At 40.5% G+C, this 24,599-nt stretch carries 26 protein-coding genes; 5 read left to right on the forward strand and 21 right to left on the reverse strand.

Annotated elements, in window-relative coordinates; translation table 11 throughout:
• Nucleotides 1-173: 173 nt before the first annotated feature.
• From DK207_RS14385 to ribF, 6 genes are all read right to left on the reverse strand, one after another.
• The gene (locus tag DK207_RS14385) at nt 174-719 is read right to left on the reverse strand and encodes a type 1 glutamine amidotransferase domain-containing protein (protein ID WP_109441777.1); all 546 of its coding nucleotides are present in this window, start codon (nt 717-719) and stop codon (nt 174-176) included.
• 333 nt (nt 720-1,052) lie between these two features.
• Nucleotides 1,053-1,595, reverse strand: coding sequence for an NADPH-dependent FMN reductase (locus DK207_RS14390; protein WP_109441778.1), 543 nt, complete (start codon nt 1,593-1,595; stop codon nt 1,053-1,055).
• A gap of 114 nt (nt 1,596-1,709) precedes the next feature.
• Nucleotides 1,710-2,192, reverse strand: coding sequence for an FKBP-type peptidyl-prolyl cis-trans isomerase (locus DK207_RS14395; protein WP_109441779.1), 483 nt, complete (start codon nt 2,190-2,192; stop codon nt 1,710-1,712).
• On the reverse strand, nt 2,192-2,722 hold the full coding sequence (gene lspA / locus DK207_RS14400) for a signal peptidase II (protein WP_109441780.1): 531 nt from the start codon (nt 2,720-2,722) through the stop codon (nt 2,192-2,194). The genes DK207_RS14395 and lspA overlap by 1 nt, the downstream gene beginning before the upstream one ends.
• Nucleotides 2,715-5,552: an isoleucine--tRNA ligase gene (gene ileS / locus DK207_RS14405; RefSeq protein ID WP_109441781.1), complete on the reverse strand. Its 2,838-nt coding sequence runs from the start codon at nt 5,550-5,552 to the stop codon at nt 2,715-2,717. Before ileS ends, lspA begins: the two co-directional genes overlap by 8 nt.
• A gap of 56 nt (nt 5,553-5,608) precedes the next feature.
• Complete coding sequence (gene ribF / locus DK207_RS14410) at nt 5,609-6,610, reverse strand: riboflavin biosynthesis protein RibF (RefSeq protein WP_109441782.1); 1,002 nt, start codon at nt 6,608-6,610, stop codon at nt 5,609-5,611.
• Between the two features lie 207 nt (nt 6,611-6,817).
• Here ribF and DK207_RS14415 point away from each other — a divergent pair, with 207 nt between their 5' ends.
• Both DK207_RS14415 and DK207_RS14420 read left to right on the forward strand, forming a co-directional pair.
• Complete coding sequence (locus DK207_RS14415) at nt 6,818-7,951, forward strand: TDT family transporter (RefSeq protein ID WP_109441783.1); 1,134 nt, start codon at nt 6,818-6,820, stop codon at nt 7,949-7,951.
• 62 nt (nt 7,952-8,013) lie between these two features.
• Nucleotides 8,014-8,580 carry a 5'-nucleosidase gene (locus DK207_RS14420; RefSeq protein WP_109441784.1) on the forward strand — a complete coding sequence of 189 codons (567 nt, stop codon included), beginning with the start codon at nt 8,014-8,016 and terminating at the stop codon, nt 8,578-8,580.
• Nucleotides 8,581-8,793: 213 nt separating this feature from the next.
• Here the strand turns inward: DK207_RS14420 and DK207_RS14425 are convergent, their stop codons facing one another.
• From DK207_RS14425 to ubiG, 13 genes are all read right to left on the reverse strand, one after another.
• On the reverse strand, nt 8,794-9,108 hold the full coding sequence (locus DK207_RS14425; RefSeq protein WP_109441785.1) for a helix-turn-helix domain-containing protein: 315 nt from the start codon (nt 9,106-9,108) through the stop codon (nt 8,794-8,796).
• 45 nt (nt 9,109-9,153) lie between these two features.
• Nucleotides 9,154-9,435 carry a hypothetical protein gene (locus DK207_RS14430; RefSeq protein WP_162540244.1) on the reverse strand — a complete coding sequence of 94 codons (282 nt, stop codon included), beginning with the start codon at nt 9,433-9,435 and terminating at the stop codon, nt 9,154-9,156.
• A gap of 293 nt (nt 9,436-9,728) precedes the next feature.
• A complete protein-coding gene (locus DK207_RS14435; protein ID WP_109441787.1) occupies nt 9,729-9,965 on the reverse strand; it encodes a hypothetical protein in 237 nt (78 codons plus the stop codon).
• Between the two features lie 480 nt (nt 9,966-10,445).
• Entirely contained in the window at nt 10,446-11,057 is a 612-nt protein-coding gene (locus tag DK207_RS14440; RefSeq protein ID WP_005085882.1) for a TetR/AcrR family transcriptional regulator, read from the reverse strand.
• A gap of 241 nt (nt 11,058-11,298) precedes the next feature.
• Complete coding sequence (locus DK207_RS14445; protein ID WP_109441788.1) at nt 11,299-12,099, reverse strand: ABC transporter ATP-binding protein; 801 nt, start codon at nt 12,097-12,099, stop codon at nt 11,299-11,301.
• A 15-nt stretch (nt 12,100-12,114) separates the two neighbouring features.
• The gene (gene ssuC, locus DK207_RS14450; RefSeq protein WP_004637372.1) at nt 12,115-12,918 is read right to left on the reverse strand and encodes an aliphatic sulfonate ABC transporter permease SsuC; all 804 of its coding nucleotides are present in this window, start codon (nt 12,916-12,918) and stop codon (nt 12,115-12,117) included.
• On the reverse strand, nt 12,915-14,090 hold the full coding sequence (gene ssuD, locus DK207_RS14455) for an FMNH2-dependent alkanesulfonate monooxygenase (RefSeq protein WP_109441789.1): 1,176 nt from the start codon (nt 14,088-14,090) through the stop codon (nt 12,915-12,917). Before ssuD ends, ssuC begins: the two co-directional genes overlap by 4 nt.
• Nucleotides 14,091-14,201: 111 nt before the next feature.
• Complete coding sequence (locus DK207_RS14460) at nt 14,202-15,191, reverse strand: sulfonate ABC transporter substrate-binding protein (protein ID WP_109441790.1); 990 nt, start codon at nt 15,189-15,191, stop codon at nt 14,202-14,204.
• Between the two features lie 309 nt (nt 15,192-15,500).
• Nucleotides 15,501-16,856, reverse strand: coding sequence for an amino-acid N-acetyltransferase (argA, locus tag DK207_RS14465; protein ID WP_109441791.1), 1,356 nt, complete (start codon nt 16,854-16,856; stop codon nt 15,501-15,503).
• Between the two features lie 142 nt (nt 16,857-16,998).
• Complete coding sequence (locus DK207_RS14470; protein WP_109441792.1) at nt 16,999-17,376, reverse strand: RcnB family protein; 378 nt, start codon at nt 17,374-17,376, stop codon at nt 16,999-17,001.
• 180 nt (nt 17,377-17,556) lie between these two features.
• The gene (locus DK207_RS14475; protein ID WP_109441793.1) at nt 17,557-18,303 is read right to left on the reverse strand and encodes a YciK family oxidoreductase; all 747 of its coding nucleotides are present in this window, start codon (nt 18,301-18,303) and stop codon (nt 17,557-17,559) included.
• 35 nt (nt 18,304-18,338) lie between these two features.
• Nucleotides 18,339-19,037, reverse strand: coding sequence for an HAD family hydrolase (locus DK207_RS14480; protein WP_109441794.1), 699 nt, complete (start codon nt 19,035-19,037; stop codon nt 18,339-18,341).
• Nucleotides 19,034-19,750, reverse strand: a complete 717-nt coding sequence (gene ubiG, locus DK207_RS14485) for a bifunctional 2-polyprenyl-6-hydroxyphenol methylase/3-demethylubiquinol 3-O-methyltransferase UbiG (RefSeq protein WP_109441795.1) — start codon at nt 19,748-19,750, stop codon at nt 19,034-19,036. Before ubiG ends, DK207_RS14480 begins: the two co-directional genes overlap by 4 nt.
• Nucleotides 19,751-19,928: 178 nt before the next feature.
• Here ubiG and DK207_RS14490 point away from each other — a divergent pair, with 178 nt between their 5' ends.
• Nucleotides 19,929-20,549, forward strand: coding sequence for a thiol:disulfide interchange protein DsbA/DsbL (locus DK207_RS14490; protein ID WP_109441796.1), 621 nt, complete (start codon nt 19,929-19,931; stop codon nt 20,547-20,549).
• Nucleotides 20,550-20,614: 65 nt separating this feature from the next.
• Here DK207_RS14490 and DK207_RS14495 read toward each other — a convergent pair whose 3' ends face one another.
• Both DK207_RS14495 and DK207_RS14500 read right to left on the reverse strand, forming a co-directional pair.
• Nucleotides 20,615-21,244 carry a TetR/AcrR family transcriptional regulator gene (locus DK207_RS14495; protein WP_109441797.1) on the reverse strand — a complete coding sequence of 210 codons (630 nt, stop codon included), beginning with the start codon at nt 21,242-21,244 and terminating at the stop codon, nt 20,615-20,617.
• A gap of 106 nt (nt 21,245-21,350) precedes the next feature.
• A complete protein-coding gene (locus DK207_RS14500; protein ID WP_109441798.1) occupies nt 21,351-22,001 on the reverse strand; it encodes a TetR family transcriptional regulator in 651 nt (216 codons plus the stop codon).
• Between the two features lie 314 nt (nt 22,002-22,315).
• On the opposite strand from DK207_RS14500, the gene DK207_RS14505 reads away from it, so the two are divergent.
• Nucleotides 22,316-23,341: a ferredoxin reductase gene (locus DK207_RS14505; protein ID WP_109441799.1), complete on the forward strand. Its 1,026-nt coding sequence runs from the start codon at nt 22,316-22,318 to the stop codon at nt 23,339-23,341.
• Nucleotides 23,342-23,379: 38 nt separating this feature from the next.
• A complete protein-coding gene (locus tag DK207_RS14510) occupies nt 23,380-24,522 on the forward strand; it encodes a fatty acid desaturase family protein (RefSeq protein ID WP_171293700.1) in 1,143 nt (380 codons plus the stop codon).
• The last annotated feature ends 77 nt before the right edge of the window (nt 24,523-24,599 follow it).

A 24,599-nucleotide genomic window follows, 5' to 3' on the forward strand; every position in this document is an offset into this window, starting at 1 on the left:
CCGAACTCAGAAGTGAAACCTCTTCGCGCTGATGGTAGTGTGGCACTTGCCATGTGAGAGTAAGTCATCGCCAGCTTTTTAATTCTAAACACCCCCTCCGCTAACGCAGAGGGGGTGTTTTTTATTGCGTATGCAAAAGGAAATGGAAGGAAAATATTACTCCTTTCTAAGCTTTAGGTTTGATTTAACTCTTGTAAAATGGCCTCGTTAAATTGAGGAAGATCGTCTGGGCAACGTGAGGTAATAAGTGGCCAGTCATGGGTATTACAGCGGTGTACCGCTTCATCAACCCAATGAGCACCTGCATTTTCCAGATCTAAACGAATACTTTTATAAGAAGTTAGGTTTTTTTCTTTAATACGCTCTGCATTGATTAGAACCCACGGTCCATGACAAATTGCAGCGATAGGCTTTTTCTGGTCGGTAAAGTATTGAATGATTGAATGCGCTTTTTCATTCAGACGTAGCGTATCTGCATTCACCGTGCCACCAGGGATAATCAAGATATCATAATCTTCTACGGAAACCTGATCTAATGCTGCTTGTGGAGAGTAGTCAGGTCCTGGATCCTTATCACTTTTCACGGTTTTCACAGGTTCAAATGTTTCTGCAGCATGAATAACTTCAATACCTTTGCCTTTCAAAAATTCAATAGGCTGAATAAGCTCATCATGTTCAATACCAACATTTGATGTAATCACTAATGCTTTCTTAACCATTATTGGAACCTCAAAATCATTTTTATTTTAGGGTAACAATGCGAAAGCTGGAAAAATGTAGAGCTTTCATAAGGGGATTGTATCTTTGTAGATACGATGTCGAATTCTGTTACATGAATTAGAATACTTAGAAAAAAAGAAGCCCCATCATCCTGACGGGGCTTCTTCGTATTTAGTTTATTGTCGTTTATTTCCTATAAACAACCACTTCCTGTGGGTCTTGTTATTCTCAATGAGACCATCCTGTCTCTTTATGATTTGTATAATAAAGTGAATTTCTAGAGCTGTATATTCGTCAATCTCCCCGATGTTTGTAGGTTTAGGCTTACATGATTATTTGTGTTGATATTTCTGTAGTTTTTCAATAAGTGGTTGAAGTGCCTTTATTTCGAATTCATTCGCTTCAAAGTTTTCTTCTTTATTGCGTTTAAAAATATCGCGGATTTCTATAACTGCATTCGGATCAACGATTCCTAGACTTGAAGCAACTTGACGAATTTGGCTGATTGAGCGTGATCCATTGGTCGCGCCATATCCGATATAAGCAGCAGGTTTACCTTGCCATTCTTTGCCGAGATAGTCTAAGGCATTTTTAAGCGCTGGGCTGTAGCCATGGTTATATTCGGGACTGATGAAGATAAATGCGTCAGCAGCTGCAATTTTATCCGCCCATTCTTGTTGTTTTGGTTGATCATAAATACCTGAAGCAGGAGGGTGAGCACCTGCAAATAGTGGTAAGTTCCATTGCTTTAAATCAATAATTTCTGTTTGAAGTTGTTCAATTGCTAACTGATTGGTTGCTTGCTGTACCCAATTTGCGACTTTAATAGCTGTCCGTCCTTCACGTACGCTACCAACAATAATATAAATCAACATTCTTTAATCCTATATTGTTTGAATTGAATGAGCGAAATTTTAAAAATAGTTGCTGAATATCATCTTATACTTTTCTTTAGGGTTAAAAAAAGCTCTCATTTGAGAGCTTTTATGTTACATCAGTTTAATGCCTTGCTGACCCGCAGGGGTAACTTTGAAAATTTCCACTTCAAAGGTGATATTCTTACCGGCCAATGGATGATTAAAGTCGATTTCAGTAATGTCTTCATTGACTGATTTAACGATGCCAAACAAGGTTGCTTTGGCTTTATCTTCAAATTCAATCATGTGACCAACGATAGGACGTTGCTCAAATTTTACCGTATCAAAACTTTGAACATTTTCAGGGTTCCAAGGACCAAAAGCATCTTCTGGTGGCAAATGTACGGTACGGCGATCACCTGCACGTAAACCAAATAAAGCCTTTTCAAAACCCGGAAGTAAATTTCCATCACCAATCACTAAAGTGACAGGTTCTTCACGACCGCGTGTATTGTCGATTTCGACCCCATTTTCAATGGATACTGAAAAATGTAAATCAACTTTTGAGCCGTCTTGAATACGGATTTCTTCGTTTGGTTGGATAATATCGGTCATTATGCATCCGCCTTTTGGTTACGTTTCTTCTCTAAGAAGAAGGTGTCAATGAGGAGCAAAATAGTACCCAAGGTAATGGCACTGTCTGCGAGATTAAAGGCAGGAAAATGGCTATTTTGATAATAGACATGGATAAAATCGACGACATAACCGAGACTGACGCGATCAATCAAATTACCGACTGCACCACCTAAAATCAAAGCAATTGCCATAGGTAAAATAACCATTTTCTTTGGCATACGCATGAGCCAAAATACAAAAATGATTGAAACAATTGCTGCAAGTGAGGTAAAGAAGTAGCGTTGCCATCCGCCTGCATCAGATAAAAAGCTAAATGCTGCACCGTAATTATGTAGCAATGTCCAATTTAGAAAAGGCAATACGGGTACAGGATCTGCATAATTTAAATGCGAGCTGGCGATCCATTTTGTCCATTGATCCAAAACAATGGCAAGGACTGAAAGTCCAAGCCATAGGAAGTTATGAGGATAGAATTGGAACAAGCCTTGTTTTGCTTGTGAATTAGGCATACTTTCTCACTTCGCCACTGCCAGTGACGTTGACAATACAACGCGCGCATAAACCCGCATGACCTTCATGTGTATTTACGTCTGGTAATACATGCCAGCAACGTACACACTTTTCACCATCTGCAGCTGAGACTTTGACACGTAGACCCTCAAGATCCGTGCTTTCGCCTTGTTCTGCATAAGAATGGACGATGACTTGAGAGGTAATCAAGACAAAACGTAATTCATCAGTCAGTTGGTTTAGCAATTTTTGTAGAGCTTCATCCGCCCAAAGTTCGACTTTGGCAGATAAGTTACTGCCGATCAGTTTAGCGTTACGCGCTGCTTCGATCTGTTTATTTACTGCTGATTTTACGCTAATCAATGTTTGCCAATCTGCTTCTGACAATAGATTTGCAGTAGACGCAGTTGGGATCTCATACCATTCAGCCGTAAATACATATTTATCAGCTTGTTCAGGAATCAATGGCCAAGCTTCTTGTGCAGTAAAGCTTAAAATTGGTGACATCCAGCGAACGAAAGCTTGTACCAAATGATACAGCGCAGTTTGTGCAGAACGACGCGCTTGGGAATCTGCTTTGGTGGTGTATTGACGATCTTTGATGATATCGAGATAGAATCCACCTAAGTCATTGATACAGAAATTAGTCAAGGCATTGGTGACGATATGGAAGTTCATCTCTTCATAGGCTTGCTGAATGGTTTTTTGAACTTCAACTGCACGTTGTAAAATGTACTGATCCAATGCAATCAGTTCATCTACAGGCAATGCATCGGTTGATGGTTTAAAACCATTTAGATTCGCCAACAAGAAACGCAAGGTATTACGAATACGACGATAACCATCAGAGGCACGGCTGAAGATCTCTTTACCAGCAGTCATTTCATAACGATAATCTGCAGAAGCGATCCAGAAACGTAAACCATCAGCCCCCATATCTTTGATGATGTCTTGCGGGGTGATGATGTTGCCTAATGACTTGGACATCTTACGTCCTTTCTCATCCACGACGAAACCGTGAGTCAGTAGACCTTTATATGGCGCACGTTCATTGATCGCAATCGCGGTTAACAAAGACGACTGGAACCAGCCACGATGTTGGTCTGAACCCTCAAGATAAAGATCAGCAGGATCTTGTAGATCTTCACGTTCACGTAATACCGCGTAGTGGGTTGTACCCGAGTCAAACCAGACATCTAGCGTGTCACGAATTGCATTATAGTTTTCAGCATCTGCACCGATAAAATCACTGGCATCACGGTTGTACCAGCCATCGATACCTTCTTGCTCAATCAGCTTCGCGACTTCTTCAATGAGTTCAGGCGTACGTGGATGCAACTCATTGGTATCTTTATGAACGAAGAACGGAATTGGGACACCCCAAGTACGTTGACGAGAAATACACCAATCTGGACGGCCTTCAATCATGGATTGAATACGATTTTTACCCCAATCAGGGACAAATTCGATGTCATTTTCAATCGCATTTAATGCAGTTTGGCGTAGACCTTTAGCATCCATGCTGATAAACCACTGCGGTGTCGCACGGAAGATAATTGGCGTTTTATGGCGCCAGCAATGCGGATAACTGTGTTTAATCGGTTGATGAGCCCATAAACGGCCTGTTGCTCCCAATGCTTCAATAATTTTTGGGTTGGCCTTATAAATGTGTTCACCCGCAAAAATTGGCGCTGTTGGTAAATATACCCCATTGCCACCTACTGGGTTATCCACTTTTAAGTTGTACTGTAAGCCGACTTTATAGTCGTCCACACCATGGCCTGGTGCGGTATGTACTGCACCTGTACCACTGGTTGCGATGACATGCTCACCCACGATCACAGGAACCTGACGGTCTGTAATCAATGGATGTTGTAATAATAGGTTCTCGATAGCAGCGCCTTTAAAATCAGCCAGTACGACTGGATTTTCAAGCTTGTAACGCTCGATCGCAGATTCCACTAGATCTTTAGCAAGAATGAAGTTTTGCGCACCACGATCGTTCTGAATTTGAACAAGTTGGTAGTCAATGTCGGCATGTACCGCAACTGCTTGGTTAGCAGGCAGTGTCCATGGCGTGGTTGTCCAGATCACGATGTCAGTTACATCTTGCACATTAATATTCAAGCGTGAGCTTAAATCTTTGAGATCAACGACTGTAAAGCCAACGTCGATTGCATCTGATTTTTTGTCTTCATATTCAACTTCGGCTTCAGCCAGTGCAGAACCACAGTCCAAACACCAGTTCACAGGCTTCAAGCCTGGTTCAATATGACCTGCTTTAGCAATCGCACCAAGCGAGCGAACGATATCCGCCTCTTGTTTGAAGTTCATGGTGAGATATGGGTTATCCCAATCCCCAAATACACCCATACGCACGAAGTCTTTCTTTTGTAATTCAACTTGGGTGTAAGCATATTCACGGCAGGCTTTACGGAAGGTAGAGGCATCTACTTTAACCCCAACTTTACCGACTTTTTCTTCAACCTTAAGTTCGATTGGTAAACCGTGACAGTCCCAGCCAGGTACATAAGGGGCATCAAAGCCGTCCATCACGCGACTTTTAATAATAATGTCCTTGAGGACTTTATTGACTGCATGACCTAAATGAATTTGACCATTGGCATAGGGAGGACCATCGTGAAGAATATATTTTTTCTTGCCAATACGCGAAGCACGAATCTGCTGATAAATGTTGTCGGCATACCACTCTTCTAACCATTTGGCTTCACGCACAGCCAAATTTGCTTTCATCGCAAATTCGGTATGAGGTAAATTGAGTGTGGCTTTATAATCCACTGCATTTTCAGGAGTTTGCTTATCGCTCATGCAAGTTTTCTTCCAGTTTGATCAGTGTATAAACTGACATGTATTACAAATAAAATTTAAAAAGGGAATTGGGGTGTACGTTTACGATAGTCTCGTAATTTTTGCACATCATCATCTATTCCAGCTTTGAGTGCTTCAAGCGAAGGATAATTCAGCTCACCATGTAAATAGTGAAGAAAAGTTACCCGCATTAATAAGCCATACAGATTAGCAGAAACATCAGGGAAATGTACTTCTAATCGCCACTCGGGCTGAACTTGTTCGATCGCAGGACGAGTCCCCACATGACCTGCACCGAATAAGCTATCGCTTTGATATCCTGCGATACCGTTCAGGGCAGAATTTGTATGTTTTACTTTTGCTGTCAGTGAGGCATTTTCACACACCACATCGACTGCATAGATGCCACTTAGACAAGGTTTATGACGATTTAAACGAACATTAATCGTTGGAAAATCCAGTGTACGTCCGATTTGATCGCCATATTGTACGCGTCCCGTGATGCTATAGGGACGACCCAGCAGTTTTGCAGCTAAAGCCAAGTCTCCTTGTTGTAAAACTTGGCGAATACGGGTTGAACTAACACGCTCATCATTGAGTGCAATCGTATCTAAGTTGGTGACATTGAAACCATAGTCTCGTAAGAATTCGCTGTTGCCTTGGCGATCTTTGCCAAAATGAAAGTCATCACCTAAAACGAGACTTTGGGCATTAAGTTTAAATTTGAGTAAATCTGCAAATTCGGTCGCATTCAGGCTTCTAAAGTATTGATCAAACTTTGCCACTGCAATGTAATCCACACCCAGCTCGGTTAAATATTCTACTTTTTCTCGTAAGGAGCTAATGCGGGGTGGAGCATCATAACCCTTAAAAAATTCAAGTGGTTGTGGCTCAAAAATCATGACTAAAGTCTTTAAGCCTTGAACAGATGCTAACGTTTTAAGCTGGGCAATCATCGCTTGATGACCAAGATGGACACCATCAAAATTGCCAATGGTTACCGTGGTCGGAGGTAACTGAAAATTTGGCGATAATGCGTTGAGACGAAGCAACTTCATGGGCGTTAAATACAGTGATTTTTACAAAGGCTATATATTGCCATATTCTCAGCGTTTCGTCTTGTTGTTGTGTTTTTACACAGAGAAATTTCAATATTTAAGCATTTATGTATAAGTAAAATTGATTGATTAAATAAAAATAAATCAATTTTTCTTATTTTAAAGCTGAACTAAACTCAACCTATGTTGCTGAATATTGAGATAGAGATGAGAAAACCATTTTATCAGCTAGAACAAAGCCGAGATGTTATTCGCCATTTTACCCCAAACTGGTTTACAGCCACCATGGGAACTGGTGTGGTGGCAATGATTTTAGCACAGTTACCTTTTGCTTCAGCTCTATTATTCAAGTTAGCGACACAATTATGGCAATTGAATATTTTGCTCTTCATGAGTTTTAGTGTGCTTTATATGTTGCGCTGGATTTTATTTCCAACGGAAGCAAAACAGATTTTTAGTCATCCAAATATGAGCCTGTTTTTAGGGGCTATTCCGATGGGGCTGGCGACGATCATCAATGGTTTTCTCAGCTTTGGAACGCATTTATATGGTGATATTGCGGTACAAATTGCGGAGTATCTTTGGTATTTCGATGTATTTCTCGCTGTAGTGATTGCATGGATCGTGCCATTTTGTATGTTTAGCTGCCAAGATCATTTATTACAACGGATGACCGCAGTATGGTTATTACCGATAGTGGCTTGTGAGGTGGCTGCGAGTTCAGCGGGAGTATTATTACAGCATTTAACTGCCGATCAGCACGCATTCAATATTTTAGTCACAGGCTATGTACTATGGGGAATTTCTGTATTGCCTGCTTTTGCAATTTTGACCATCTTAATGCTACGTTTGGCTTTACATCAATTGCCTGAGAAAGAGGTAGCTATTTCTAGCTGGCTTTGTTTAGGACCAATTGGCACAGGGGCTTTGGCGTTATTATTATTGGGGGAACAAGCACCACGTATCATGCAGGCGATGGGCTTTGAAAATTTAGCAAACTTACTGCCTGCATTAGGCATTGTGGCGAGTTTGGTATTATTGGGCTTTGGATTATGGTGGTTTGGAATCGCGATTTTGACCACATTGCGCCATATTCGTACTGGGATTCCATTTAATTTGGGTTGGTGGGGACTGACTTTCCCATTCGGTGTATTTATTTTAGCGATCTTTAACTTAGCGCATCAGCTGCAAGTTGCTTTTTTACAATCTATCGCTGTGGTTCTAAGTTTATTGCTAATAGGGCTGTGGGCTTTGGTAATGAAAAAAACTGTAGCTGGTGCGTATAGCGGTCAACTCTTTTTCTCGCCTTGTTTGGCTGCGTTGCAACAGAAGATGCGATAATATCAAGGTGTGCTAAAGCACACCTTTTTTGTGTCTCTATTTTTCTTTGAACGAGTCTTTTTATGAATGCTGATATTGCCCTGATTATGGCGTTGCCGAATGAATCCAAAGGTTTGTTTGAGCAAGCTGGTATTGACGTTCATTACAGTGGCATCGGCAAAATCAATGCGGCATTCAAAGCCTTTGAAGTGATTCAGAAAACAGGCTGCAAGACGCTGATTAATTTAGGTAGTGCGGGTAGTTCGCATTTTGATGCACATAGCTTGGTAGAAGTGACGACATTTGTGCAACGTGATATGGATGTATCACCTTTGGGTTTTGCTGTAGGTGTAACTCCAATGGATGATGACATCCCCGCAGAAATTTATACTCAACCACACTTTGAACACTTACCCAAAGGCATTTGTGGCACAGGTGATTCTTTTGAAACAGGTTTACCAAAGGTCAGCTGTAATTTGGTGGATATGGAAGCGTATGCTTTAGCCAAAGTCTGTCAAAAACTCGGTGTGCGGTTGATCTCAGTCAAATATATAACGGATGGCGCCAATGATACGGCTCATTTAGATTGGGAAGATAATTTATTACTAGGGGCACAAAAGTTATTGGCGCTGTATCAGGCGCATTTTTAAATGTAAAGGTCTAGCCTTGTAGTTTGTATGGGTGGGCTTTTGCGTATCGGTAGATTGTTGAAATTTAAAAGTTACTTTAGCTTGCAAGCTGGTTACGCATAACGGCCATTATGTTAAATGGTCGAAAGATTCCATGTTTTTTTGAGTTTTCATAAGAGATTTTATGTTAAATAGTCCAATAATATATAGTTAAAGTTAGAGATACATTTCTCTTTAATCTTCCTTATTATCTTGATTTTGTTTATTTGTCATTTCTAATACAGCGATGATGTTTGCGATATCTATTTTTTTAGCAAGTTCGGCAAAGTCATTTAATAATTCTTTTGTTTCAGTAAATTCATCCAAAGATACCTTAAACAAGTATGCAGCTTTCTTTAAAACTTTTGAAGAAGGTTTCTTCTTACCCGCTTCAATTAAAGAAAGATAAGTTGGAGTAATATCTAAAGCTTCAGCTACTGATATAGCGGATAAATTTTGCTTGATGCGCAATCCTTTAATTTTGAAACCTGAGAAGTGAGTGCTTGTCATAAATCGTACCTAGATTGTTAGAAAATAATGGAAGATCATATCTAGTTAAAGTCTTGATTTATAGTGAACTAATGAAGCCCACAGCTGAGCACTAGATCCATTTTGTTCTGACAAACAAATTGAATTTTTTTTATAAAGAACATAGTTGAATAAGAATAAATAGCAAAGTAATAGGCTCAGATCTAAAATATCAAATTGAATAAATACATTTGGCTCTGCAATAGCTATTCCAGGACGTTTACGTACAGGATCAAGACCATACAAGATATCCCACTCTCTGTGAGTGTCATATGTATCCTCAAAATCCATCCAACTTAATATGCTCAACTTTAACTACCTTTTCGTATCTTTTTCGACAGACCTACTATTAGAAATAAAAAATATTGTCAGCTTTCTTTACTTCATCAAGAAAATAATTGCCTCATTTTCTTGTGTTACATTCAGAGTGTTAAATAGCAATATAATCAATTAGTTCTAAGTTGCATGCTTTCATCGCTTGCCTCCTTGATTCCAAAAGTTAATGTCGAAATTCAAGTAATTACCTCCAAAAGTCTTGAATTTAAAAAAGTGAAAGGGGCAGAAAATAACCTATTCTTTTGCAAGAAGAATAGAAGCCGCTGTTAGGAGTCAATAAAGAGTTTCGCAAGTACTCTCATAAGATCTAAAACTGTTGTGCCATTTTTAATAATGCGATTTAGATCATCAGATTGACTTTTACTAGAATCATTTGAAGGTGGAAGATTTATATAATCTTCAATTAATTCAGCAAGTTCATGCTCTTTATTTTTCCGTAAAGCTTCAGCTATTTTCTTCATGTCACTAACAGCTAGAAGGATCGCTCGATTAGGTTTGTTCATATTAATTTCCTTAAATTGAACAAGAAATCGAAGCAATCACCTCTGTATGTAAGTAAGTTGTCGAAACTACTAATTTGAAATATATAACGCTCTAAAGTTAAATACAATAAAAAGTTAAATAATCTAACTTTTAATTGCCATAATACTAATGAAAAGTACTTAATATTTCTTATTTTTTTTAAGAAATTATTTATATTTTAATAACTTTATTATTGAGTTTATCTAAAATTAACATAATACGCCTTATGCGTAATTTTTTAAGTTTTCCTTTTATCTCAACGTAAGCCATTCTAAGTTTCAGCACATTTGAACGGCTTTTTCGTGACTATTGTTGTTCCACGTATGGTTTTTAATCAATGTTCCATATTTTTGATTAGTTCAGTTGAATAATCACCTTAACTATTTGGCATGAAAAAGCGACTAACAAAGCCGCTTTTTGTATTTCAATCATTAAAATGAAAGCTTTTAACGGAAGAAAACTTAACGAGGAATTACGCCATACAGCATCAAATGCACAGTGTGTTCAATAGTGCGTTGGTACATACTGCGGTTACGTAATGTTTTACCCGTCACCATCTCCATTTGCGTTGCAAAATCAGCATAGTTCTGAGTAATTGCCCAAATATTGATAATCAATAATTCTGGATCAATATCCTGGGACAATTTGCCTTGTTCTTGCCACGTTTGAATCACTTTGGTTTTACGCTTGAAGAGCTTTTTCAAAGGGCCTTTTAAGATTGGCAAAATATGTGGTGCACCTTGAATGATTTCCAAGGCAAATAAACGAGAAGCCTTAGGCTGGTCACGCGAGCTTTCAAGCTTTTGAATCAGATAGTGGGTCAGTGCTTCAGTTGGTTCAAGCTCTGACTCTAAAGTTTGTAAGGGAGCAAGCCACTTTTGTAATACGGTGGTCAAGACTTCCACATAGAGGGATTCTTTATTTTCATAATAATAGAAAATATTCGACTTATGCATATTCGCAAGTTGAGCAATCTCATCGAGACTAGCACCACTGAACCCATAGACAGAGAAAACATCGAGGGCAGCATTCAGCAGTTGATTGCGCTTTTGTGTACTTTTTTTCTGTTCCATCTGAGAGCTTGATTCAAAAAATGTCTTTGACATTGTAAGATAAATTGTCGGATTTGTGCACAACAACACAGTTTTTTTATTTAAAAAGTTGTGATTCTACGATCAGTGGTAGGGATCTATTTGATAATTATTAGAATCTAAACTCTAAAATACATATTTTGTTAATAATTCGATCATGATCGCGGCAGCATCTGCATGATGCTTGAGATATTTTAGTGCAATTTTGAAGAGGTACACGGTTTTAGCTGGCTAAAACCGCATCAAGGACTTGTTGTTCAAGTTGTGCAAAAGCAATGCTCTTTTTACGAGGGCGGGGGAGATTAACTTTGAAATCCTGTGCAATATGCCCCTGATCGAGCAGAATAATTCGATCAGCCAATTGCACGGCCTCACTGACATCATGGGTGACTAAAACTGCGGTAAAGCCTTGCTCTTTCCACAATTGTTCAATGAGATTTTGCATTTCCAAACGAGTTAATGCATCCAGCGCTCCAAGTGGTTCATCTAGCAGCAAAATGCGTGGAGAATGGGACAATGCTCGTGCTAAAGCAACACGTTGACGTTGTCCACCTGAAAGTTGCGCGGGCCATTGTGAGGCTTTGTCTTTTAAGCCAACTTTTTCTAATAGCGTCTTTGCCAGCGTATGTTGAGGTTTGGATAAGCCGAGTTGTACATTTGCTAAAACACTTTTCCATGGCAATAATCTTGGGTCTTGGAACATGACTCGAATATCTGCACTGCTAATCCCTTCACGAAAATTTCGAGCAGATTGAAATTTGATTTCACCATAGCTGGGTTTTTCTAATTGAGCGATAAGGCGCAATAAGGTGCTTTTCCCACACCCACTCCGACCAACGATTGCAACAAATTCACCAGCTTCGATCTGGAGGTCTAAATCTTCAAGCACCTTGACCTCTGCATAGAATTTATACAGTTGCTCGATCAGAATCTCTGCCCCATTGGCAGATGAGGGTGCTGTTTTTACTGCAGTAAGTGTTTGAATTTCATGATTGTCATGAAAATTTAGGTTTAAATTACTCATTTTAGTCCCCCTTTTTTATTTTTGATAACCCGCATGCCAGCGTAATAAATAACGTTCCAATGCTTGTGCCAGTACATCTGCTAATTTACCGAGTAAGGCGTAGAGTAAAATACCGACCAAAACGATATCTGTTTGCAAAAACTCACGTGCATTCATGGTCATATAGCCGATACCTGCTTGTGCTGAAATCGTCTCTGCAACAATGAGTAAGACCCATACCAAGCCTAGGGAGAAACGTAGTCCCACCAGAATCGAAGGCATGGCACCGGGGAGAATAATCTCTTTATAGAGTTGCCAGCGATTGAGTCCGTAACTTTTACCCATTTCAATCAGTTGAGGATCAACGGAACGAATACCGTGATAGGTGTTGATATACATCGGGAAAAACACCCCAACAGCCACCAAAAACAGTTTGGCGGTTTCATCAATGCCGAACCATAAAATCACCAATGGAATCAGAGCAAGTGCAGGGATATTGCGGATCATTTGTAAGGTGGTATCAAGTAAGGTTGATGCGATGCGAGATGAACCATTTAATAAGCCTAAAATGAGGCCTAAACCACCTCCAATCAATAAACCGAGTAAGGCACGACCAGCACTGACTTGGACGTGCTGCCAAAGTTCACCACTGACCAATAGTTGCCAAAATGCACTCACCACTGCGCTTGGAGCGGGTAAAACACGATTTTGTAAAATGCCTGAGCTTGACGCAATTTGCCAAATGGTCAAAAGTAGAATTGGAAATAGCCAAGGGAGCAAACCTTTAGTGATATGTTTTGTTCCACGTGAAACATTGCTCAAATAAAGTTGTTTGGTCATGCGCTTTCCTTGCTTGGAAGTCTGGATTGCTTTTCTTCAGGTACATAGTTGTTGGCAATGATTTCTCCAAAAGGACCAGTCAAATGCGGTTGTGCCAGTTTTTGTCGTGTCTGTAAGGGAAGTAAAGGAAAGACTAACTCGGCAAATCGAATGGATTCCTCTAGATGCGGATATCCAGAGAAGATAAAGGTATCAATGCCTAAATCCGCATATTCTTGAATGCGTGCAGCCACAGTTTCTGGGTCACCAACTAAAGCTGTACCAGCACCACCACGGACCAAACCAATACCTGCCCATAAATTTGGCGAGACTTCGAGTTGGTCTTTACGTCCGCCGTGCAGGGCTGCCATCCGTTGCTGACCAACCGAGTCCATTTGCGCAAATTTTTTCTGAGCTGCTGCAATCGTGTCATCATCTAAATATTGGATCAGTTCATTAGCAGCTGCCCATGCCTGTTCATTGGTTTCGCGAACAATCACATGTAAGCGAATGCCATAAGTGAGTGTGCGGCCTTTAGCTGCTGCTTTGGCGCGGAGATATTCAATTTTCTCTTTTACTGCAGCAGGAGGCTCACCCCAAGTTAAATAGGTATCGACCTGTTCCGCCGCTAATTCAGTTGCAGCTTCTGATGAACCGCCAAACCATAACGGTGGATAAGGACGTTGTACGGGTGGGTAGAGCAGTTTGGCATCATCGACACTTAACCGCTCACCATGAAAAGTGAAGGACTCACCTGTATGAGAGCGGGTCAAGATTTCACGCCAGATTTTGACATATTCGGATGCGGTTTGATAACGTGTGTTATGGTCTTCATACAGGCCATCACCTTTAAGCTCTTGTTCATCACCACCCGTTACAAGGTTCAATAAAATACGGCCATTGGAGAGGCGGTCAAAGGTCGCTGCCATCCGTGCCGCAAGTGCAGGTGTAGTGATACCTGGACGCAGGGCCACCAAAAATTTAAGTTGCTTGGTGGCATCAATTAGACTGGCGGCCGTGATCCAAGGGTCTTCACAAGAACGTCCCGTTGGAATTAATACACCTGCATAGCCGAGATTATCTACCGCGACAGCAATCTGTTTCATATAAGCATGATCAACTTGCCGCGCTCCCCTACTGGTACCTAAATAACGACTGTCACCGTGAGTGGGGATAAACCAGAAAATATTCATGCGGATATTCCTTCTAAAATCAATCTTTATTGCGCCGTACAAACACTGTGCTGAATGCCAATATGACCAGGAATCACTTGCTTTAAATCGCAATTCCCTCTGTTCTCTTGATTATTCAACTTGGTTTTTCAAGACAGCCTCTTGAATGTGAAGTTGTTTTGGGATGAGCTGTTGTGCAAAGAAAGCATCAGCAACATATTGTTGTTTTGTTACCACTTTTTCTGAGATGGGCTGAACCCCAAAACCCATGCGTGATATTGATTTTTTCAGCACCTCAAACTCAAGAGCAGTGGGTTTTTGGAGTAGTTTTACCGCATCGTCAGGATGTGCTTTGACCCAATCCGTGGTTTGGTTAAGAGTGGTGATCACTGTTTGTAAAACTTTTGGATTGTTCTCAGCATATTGACGATCTGCCAAATAAAATTGGTGGTTGTTCACCAGATTTTCGCCGTTGGCAATGACTCGGGCTTGGATTTGATGCTCGGCTGCTGCAAGGAACGGGTCCCAAATGACCCAAGCGTCAACCACGCCTTTTTCAAAGGCCGCACGTGCATCTGAAGGGGGTAAATAAACAGGTTGAATATCACTGAGCTTGAGATTGTGAGCTTCAAGTAATTTAAGGAGAAGATAATGAACATTCGAGCCTTTATTGAGCGCGATTCGTTTACCTTTTAAGTCTTGTATCGATTGTATAGGTGAATCTTTTTGAACGATTAATGCCTCAGCTGTTGGAGCAGGCGGTTGGTTGGCGACATAAATCAAATTGGGATTCGCTGCTTGTGCGAAAATTGGTGGAGCTTCACCTGCTTCACCAAAAACAACACTCCCTACATTTAAACCTTCTAAAAGCTGGGGACCTGCTGGGAATTCAATCCATTTCACCTTGATTCCCTGAGCAGCAAGACGTTTTTCTAATTCACCTTTTGTTTTGACGATCGGCAAGATGCCATACTTTTGAAAGCCGATATTGAATGTTGTGGTTTCTTGTTGTGTTGTTGCTTGCTGCTCAGGTTTCTTTGCACAACCTGTAATTCCCATCAAACTGACAAGACTCGCTGCGATGAGGCGATAGTTCCATGAATGATTGATTGAAATGACCATGCTGGTTATGCTCCCCGAAAAATCAAAGATTGATTAAGATGAGCAACTACGCTAAAACTTTTTTTATGACAGAAAAAATAAATAATCGGGCTTTGTTTATAATGAAAAGTGCAAAACACAAAATTGTATAAGCTTAGCGATGCTTTATATAAATATACTCATTAGGTTAATTGGTAAATTATTGTTTTAATATGATTAATTTTTATATTTCAAGATAATCGTTATTTTTTTATTTTAAGTTCAATCATTGATATTGAGGCGTTGTAGATATCTTTATAAGAAATAAAAATATCTACAACCTAAATGAACTTAAACCAAGACTTTTTTAAAGACTAAGGAGTTACGTTGATAGTTATAGAGCGCTTGGCGAGCATTGGGTAAGTCATCGATGCTTGCTGCGATAAAACCTTGTTCCAAGAACCAGTGAGCCGTTCGTGTTGTGAGTACGAACAGTTGTTGAATGCCTTGTTGCTTGGCTTTTGTCTCTAGGAATTGCAAAATCTGGCTGCCGCGATTGGATTTTCGATAATTTGAATCCACTGCGACGCAGGCAATCTCTGCGGAATGGATTTCATCTTCTCCCGTAGGGATGGGATAGAGTGCCGCACAGGCGAGAATCATGCCGTCACGTTCAATCACGGCAAATTGCTCAATTTCACTTTCAAGAAGTTCCCGTGAGCGATAGACCAGAATCCCTTCTTGCTCAAGTGGACGAAGTAAGTTAATCAAACCACCGACATCTTGGATATTGGCGATTCGTACCTCCTCATAGTGAGCATCTGTGATTAGCGTACCGACTCCATCCCGCGTAAATAGTTCTTCAATCAATGCACCATCATAGGCATACGAAATCAGATGGACGCGATGTACACCAGACAATGAGGCCTGTTGGGCTTGTTTGAGGTGTAAGGCAAATTCGGGATATTGGGATTGAAATTGTTGAATATAAGGTTCAAGCTGACGTGGGCTTAATTCACGCAACAATTGTTTTTGATCATTGATCAGACCTTGTTTTTCACCTAAGAAGATCAGCTTGTCGGCATTTAATGCGGTTGCCGTTTTGGTTGCGACTTCTTCAGCAAGTAAATTAAAGACTTCACCCGTGGTCGAATAGCCTGTTGGCCCTAATAGAACAATATTATGGTTATCTAAATGACGTTGAATTGCGTCGGTATCAATCGAACGTACATCTCCAGTGAGCTGGAAATCGATTCCCTCACGAATACCATACGGCTTCGCAGTGACAAAATTGCCTGAAACGACATCAATGCGTGCGCCATACATCGGTGAGTTGGCTAAACCCATAGATAGTAGAGCTTCAATTTCTAGGCGTATTGAACCCACGGCGTTCATCACACCACGTAAAGATTCACGTGTGGTAATGCGACGATTTTGATGAAACGGTGTTTCGATCTGTTGTTGATGGAGATTCTGATTAATCTGCGGACGTGCGCCGTATACGAGGATTAAGCGAATGCCTAAAGAATGCAGCAGGGCAATATCGTGAATAATATGCTGAAAATTTTCATGTTGAACGGCTTCACCGCCGAACATCAGAACAAAGGTTTTATCTCGGTGTGCATTAATATAAGGTGCAGAATGGCGAAACCAATGTACATAATGTTGGGTGCTGTTATGCAATTTTTCTACAGGCTTACTAGGCATACCGATCTCAAATCAACAGATATGAGATGATTCTAAACAAAAAAACTCAAACTCACATGATTTAGTTTAATAAAAAGCACTCAAATGAAGTTTGAGTGCGATCTCATTTGACCTCAATTCAGTATAAGTCAATGTGGCATATTTAGAATGCTCGAATACTGACAATACTATTATCATCCGAGTTGACTAAAATATAGTCGTTGTTAATTTTGTACCATTGTTGATTACGACCCGGCTTAGGGAGATTATTTTCTTTATAATCAATTTTGTAGCCATTACCTCGATAATGTTGAGGCATGACATATCCCGCTTGCCAGCGATGTTGTTTCAAGCGCTCTACACCACGTTCTTCACGCATACGACGTTCGCGCATACGGTTATCATTATCTGAACGTTCGAAATTGCGGCCATGCTTGCCACGCCCATCTTCATCACGATCAAATGGAGGACTCGCAAAACTTGCCACACTGCCCAATAAGGCAATTGAACCTAAAATCAAAATAATGAAAAATTTTTTCATGATACACCTAATATCGGATGTCTCTCATGTGAAAACTGTACCTTAAAAATGCAGAGAAACTGTGAAGATCAATTCATTGTTCCTTTAAAAAGATGAAGATAATTTACCCAAATCTCTGCATCAGGTCAGTTTTCAATACTGTTTGGAATTATTCTCATAAAGTCTGAATGTCAGCAGAACTTAATCTTGAGCATCAATACTTTGTCCATTCATGTCCAAGCTATCATCACCCATAAGATAAAGATAGGCAGGCATAATGCTATCAGGTGTAGGTAGCACTTTTGGATCTTCATCGGGGTAGGCTTTGGCACGCATGGCAGTACGTGTACCGCCTGGATTGATACAGTTATAGCGAATGTTTGGGAAGCTGTTTTCTAAGGCAAAGATTTTGCTCATCGCTTCCGTTGCAATTTTGGAGACTGAATAAGCACCCCACAATGCACGTGCTTCACGCCCAACACCTGAACTGGTAAAGATCACCGAAGCATGTTCTGATTTTTCGAGTAAAGGTAATAAGGCTTGAGTTAAAGCGAAAGGCGCGCGTAAATTCACCGCCATGACATCATCCCAAACATCAACTGGGTAGTTGGCAAGTTCAACACGATCACCTAACATGCCTGCATTGTGTAAAATACCATCTAAACGACCGAATTGCTGCTCTAAAGTATCCACCAAAAGCTCGTAATCATGACTCGATGCAGTTGAGAGCTGTAATGGAAGAATAGCGGGTTGTGGCGCACCTAAAGCTTCAATTTCATCATAGATGACTTCAAGTTTGTTTAAAGTACGACCATGTAAGACCACGGTGGCACCATGGAGGGCATAACTCATCGCAGCAGCTCGTCCGATCCCATCACCAGCACCTGTGATTAAGATAATGCGATCTTTAAGCAGATCTGGGCGAGGTTGATATTCTGAATATTTCATTGTTATGCCTCCTGTTATTATCTTCAATGGAATGTTTAACCCATCATACTCTGATTTTCTGAGAAAACAGTGATTTTCTGTTTAAGCAGTTGATGGAGCTCAGGGATGGTATGAATAATGGCATCCGCTCGCCATGCAGCGAGATCATCACGTGATTCAACCGGTAAATAACCATATGCAGCCAAAATCGTATACATCTCTGCATTGCGTCCCGCATCGATGTCACGGGGATGATCTCCGACATAGATAATATCTTTAGCATCTAGATTGAGCCGTTGAGCCGCGAGGTACATGGGTTCTGGATCAGGTTTGGTTTTGCTGACATCCTCAGGGCAAACTAGCACGGCACAACGTTCATTCAGCTTGAGTTTAGCTAATAAAGCTTCACTTAAGCCACGTGGTTTATTGGTCACAATCCCCCATGGGATGTGATGGGCTTCCAACTCTTCGAGCAAAGGATACATGCCCTCAAATAGATCTGTATCCACTACAATATTGTCGCCGTACACATCTAGAAAGCGTTGACGATGCGCTAAAAATACTGGGTCAGTGATATCCAACTCTGGGTATACCAGTTTGACCATAGCACGTGCGCCTTCAGAAACTTGTGTGCGAATCGTATCTGCTTCAACCACAGGGCATTGTTTATCACGGCACATTTGTTGAATGATTCGGATAAAGTCAGCTGCTGTATCAATCAACGTACCATCTAGATCAAATAAAACCGCTTTCATTGAGCACCTGTATTGGTGGTATGAACCATATAATTCACGTCGACATTGGGCGCAAGCCAGTAATGTTTGGTGATCGGGTTGTAATGTAAACCGGTCATTTCCTTGAGGGTTAAACCGGCATTACGAATATCATGTGCCATTTCAGATGGACGAATGAATTTATGATAGTCATGCGTGCCTTTTGGCAGTAAACGAAGCACGTATTCGGCACCAATGATCGCAAATAAATAGGATTTTGGATTGCGGTTAATCGTTGAAAAAAACACGTGACCACCAGGTTTCACTAAGTTTTGGCAGGCTTTGACGATCGAGGCAGGATCTGGCACATGTTCCATCATTTCCATGCAGGTCACGACGTCATATTGACCTGCTTGCTCTTGAGCCAGTTGTTCAACAGGGATTTGGCGATACTCGATGTTTTGTACATTTTCTTGTTGTGCGTGAAGGCGACCTACTGCAAGCGGAGCTTCACCCATATCAATGCCGAGAACATCAGCACCACGACGCGCCATACTTTCAGCTAAAATTCCACCGCCGCAACCGACATCGAGGACTTTTTTCCCCGCTAAACCACCTACACGTTCATCGATCCAGTTTAGACGTAAGGGATTGATTTGATGAAGAGGGCGAAATTCCGAATGTTGATCCCACCATTTGGCAGCCAATGCTTCAAATTTTGCGATTTCTTGCGGGTCAACATTCAATTGCGACATGGTGTCACCTCTATATTAGGATGATTATTTCGGTTTAATCTTTTGGTAGTGTAGCGATTCTGGCAAAAAAAGCGATAAATCCAATAAAAAACTTCACAGAAGAAAAACGAATTAGTCGAGTTTGCTTTATATTTAGCATATAAACTTACGAAAAATGCTTAGAGGAAAAGCACAGGCAATGAAAAAGTTAGTACTCAGTGGTTTAAGTGCGGTTGCGTTGACGTTTTCAATGAATGCAATGGCTGCAAATTTTGTTGAAGGTAAGGACTATACGGTTGTGGCCAATCCAGGTAAAACGGTTGCGCCAGCAGGTCAGTACGAAGTCCGCGAATTTTTCTGGTATGGCTGTGGTCACTGCTATAATCTTGAGCCACATATGCAAACTTGGTTAAAGAAAATTCCAAAGGATGTGTATTTCTTACGCACACCCGCAGCCATGAATAAGGTGTGGGAGCAAGGTGCACGTGGTTACTATGTGTCAGAAGCACTTGGTGTTCGTAAGAGAACCCATATTCCACTTTTCCACGCGATTCATGAGGGTGGTCAACAGATTTTTGATCAAGCCTCTCAGGCGAAGTTCTTTGCACGCTATGGTGTACCAGAACAGAAATTTAATAGTATGTTTAACTCTTTCCCAATTACTGCAAAAGTTGCTGAGTCAAATCAGCTCGCGCAACAGTACCAATTGACAGGCGTACCGGCAGTCGTGGTAAACGGAAAATATGTGGTACAGGGTGAAGATGCAAAGGTTACCCAAGTGGTTGACTTCTTGTTAGAGAAAGAGCGTAAAGGCAAATAAAATTGATCTTTAGTTAAAGTATAAAGGACTGGGGAGTAATTGCCGCAGTCCTTTTTTATTCAGGGTTATTCACTATCCAAAGCTTCTAAATCAATTTGCACTTTTTGTGTAGGTAAAGACAAAGCTTGGTTGACGTAGAGATTTATTAACTTTTCTCGTGAACCAATCGAACGTTGGTAATAACTTGAATTTAATAATAATGCTGCACCGTAGGTCAGTGACCAAATATAAGACAAATAATCACGAATCGACATATCATAATTTTGCGACTTTAAATATTTTTCGGTCATTTCTTTCAAAGAAACAATACGTTGCTGACGAATTTCATAAAGCTCATCAAACAAATGCTTTAACTTTGATTCAGTCATGGTGAGATGTTCTTCTAATTGATGCAGGAGAATCGTACGACTGGGTGCTTTTAAATGATAGAGCATATAACGTGGAGCATATTCTTTGACATCGGTATTGTATTTATCTGAAATTTTTAAAATTTCTTTTTCATTTTGAATAATCAGCTCAAGCAATAATTCATTTTTGCTGCGAAAATGTTTGTATAGCGTACCTTTGGCTATGTCCAGTTCGGCAACCAGTTCATCTAAGGTCATTTCTTGGTTGTTTTCTAATAATAGTTTTTCAGCAACCTGCAAAATTTTTTCTTTGCGAATTAAGAACTGTGTATGACGATCAGGATTCATGATGCTTATAAGCTCCTCATAGTGTTCTAAACGGCAATGCTTGATTGTCTAATGCATAATAACGCGAAGCAATGCTTTTATATATCAAACTTTGGGCTTGATATAGTCAAACGTTTTGTGGTTCCCAATTTGAGATCCCATTAAATAGCAAACGAACCTGAGTGGTTGCATTGTCTATAAACAGATTCTGTTGTTCTAATAAATCGTCAATCTCATACTGTTTAGGTAAGTTGATCCACGTCATTGCCCAAGTAAATGACATATTGATCAAAATGGTCGATAGAACTTGTAAATCTTTAGCTTCTTTAATGTGCTTGAAGGTTTCAAGTTTGCATAAATCAATGGCGAGATCTTCGATCAAAAACTCAATTTCACGCGCAATTGCGGTCCTGACCGTTTCAGATCCGCCCCAACGTTCAGCAATCATAAATTGCCATTGTTGTGGACTATGGTTTACCGCTTGTACAAACAGTTCAATACTGGTACGTGTTTTTGCTGCCCCACTATGTTTTAGATAGCTTTGACCGAGTTGATGAATCAGGCTTTTGAGATGTAAAGAGACTTGATCAACTAGCTCTTGTCCCAATGCTTCCATATCTTGGAAATGACGATAAAACGCCGTTGGTACTAAACCAACTTCACGAGCAACTTCTCGCAAACTAATACTGCTGAATGAGCGCCCAGAGGTACTGAGGTGGAGTGCTGCATCCAGTAGAGCTTGCCGACTCTGTTGTTTTCGTTCATCTCTAATCGACATGAATAAGATCCATTAAAACCATACGATAGAGTCTAGCAAAAAAAATAGGTTTTTTTTAGCTTTAATCCATTGCCCAATCAGACACTTTTGTGCTTTTGCCAAATTTAGTCACATTTTCAGAACGTTCATGATCTCCTTTAAGACGCTCTTTTTTTCAAGACAATTTAGATAGTTATAAAAAAGCGCAAAAAACATTCAGAAAATTAGTGAACAAGTGTTGACTCAGTGAACACAAATGAATATAGTGTACACATGTTCACTACATGAACATTTGTTCACTCAATATAAATAGCCAGATACAAAACGAGGAACGTATGAACGCAAAGTTAGGGTATCAGCCACACTGGATTAGAGAAGATTTTGTTGATTTTGTTTTGCAAAAAATAAAACCAACTTTTGCTTGGAAGCGTATTCTTGCTGAAGTGACAGCAGTCCGCTCATTAAGTACTGATATGGTTTTATTGACTTTAAAACCAAACCAAAACTTTGATCTTTCGCAAGTATGTGCAGGTCAAAGTGTTTTGATTACCTTGATGATTCAAGGGGTTTATCATCAACGTAGTTATTCAATTATTGATATTACGTCGCAAGGTGAGATCCGTCTGGGAATAAAAGTCCAAGGTCTGGTCTCTAGCGCAGCTCAGCTTTTACATGTGGGGGATTGTGTCGAAATCTCACAAGCGCAAGGTGATTTTGTTCTGCACCAAGGACAGCAACCTGCACTATTAATTGCATCAGGTTCTGGTATCACCGCCATTTATTCTTTATTGCAACAAGCGATTGCACAGAACTTAAAAGAAATTCATGTGGTGTACTTTAACCGTGCTGAAGTGTTCCACCAAGAGATCGTGGATTTGGCGGAACAATATCCACAACTAAAATATCATTTCTTTAATACGGCTGAACAAAAGCAACATTTAGATATCGCTTTATTAGAGAAACTGGTGCCGAATTTTAAGGAAGTTCAAGCCTATGCTTGTGGTCACCACAGCATGATGCGTCAAGCACAAGTGATCTATACGCAACATGATGCGGCGGAAAATTTCCATCAAGAGTTTTTCCAACCTGTGCAGTTAGAACAGTCCAATGAAGCTCAACCGATTACGTTCCGCCGTGCACAGCAGAACTTTATTGCCACCACGAATCTCCTAAGTAGTGCAGAACAAGCGGGTTTACGCCCACAACACGGTTGCCGCATGGGGGTATGTAACCGCTGTAGCTGTACCAAAGTCAGCGGTGTGACGCAAAACGTGATCACGGGTGAAATTGATGATCAACCGAACCGCGCAATCAAATTATGTGTGAGTCAGGCGCTTAGCCCAGTCACGATTGACCTATAACCCTATAAAAAGAAATATTGAGGATTATCGCAATGAATATGGCATTAGAATTTAAAACAGCATCAAAATCAGCTCATTTAACACCTGAGCAAGTTGCAGAGTTTGGCCGCCGTGTAGAAGAGATTCGTCTTGAGGTCATGCAGAACCTCGGTGAACAGGATTCGAAATATATCTACAAAGTACGTAACTTTGTGCGTTATACCGAAATCGCATCACGTAGTATGTTGATGTTTGGAGGCTGGATTCCACCAGTATGGTTGGTCGGAACAGCAATGCTAGGTGTATCTAAGATCGTAGAAAACATGGAGCTTGGCCACAATGTCATGCATGGTCAGTTTGACTGGCTGAATGATCCAAGCTTACGCGGTGAAGACTATGATTGGGACAATACCTGTTCAGGTAATGACTGGCGTTATACCCATAACTATATGCACCATACCTACACCAATATCGTCGGTAAAGACCATGATGTCGGCTATGGTATTTTGCGAGTGAGTGAAGATCAGAAGTGGGAAGTACGCCACTTAGCTAATATTCCATTGGCATTGCAATTGATGTTCTTTTTCCAGTGGTATGTGGGCGTACAAAACTTACATTTGGAAGATGCTTTAGTCTATAAAACCAAAACCTGGAAACAGGTATGGGCAGACGCTGCTGAGTTCCGCAAAAAAGCGAAACGCCAAGTTTTAAAAGACTATGTATTTTTCCCTGCGATTGCGACCATTAATTTTATCCCTGTATTAGCCGGAAATGCAGTGGCGAATATTATCCGTAATCTTTGGTCATCAGCAGTGATTTTTAATGGTCACTTCACTGAAGATGCTGAAACTTTTGAAGCAGACAATACTGAAAATGAAACCAAGGCTGAATGGTACTTACGTCAGATTCGTGGTTCAAGCAACTTCACAGGTGGGAAATGGATGCACTTTATGAGTGGTAACTTGAGCCATCAAATTGAACATCATTTATTCCCTGATATGCCAGCCAACCGTTATGAAGAAGTTGCACCTAAAATCAGAGCATTATGTGCTGAATATGGGGTGAACTATAACGAAGCGAACTTTATGAAGCAGTTCTGGACGGTTTGGGTACGTTTAGCCAAATGTTCATTGCCAAATGATGTCAGTAGCCATATTGCTCAAGCCATAAGCAAACTGAAAGCAAAATTGAAGTTTGCTTAAATGAGTGAATTGTAACGAATAAGTAAAACTGAATAGATAGGCAAATGAGCTATACTATGGCGCAATTACATTTGTGC

It is taken from the genome of Acinetobacter haemolyticus, from assembly GCF_900406815.1.
Lineage (GTDB): Bacteria > Pseudomonadota > Gammaproteobacteria > Pseudomonadales > Moraxellaceae > Acinetobacter > Acinetobacter haemolyticus_A.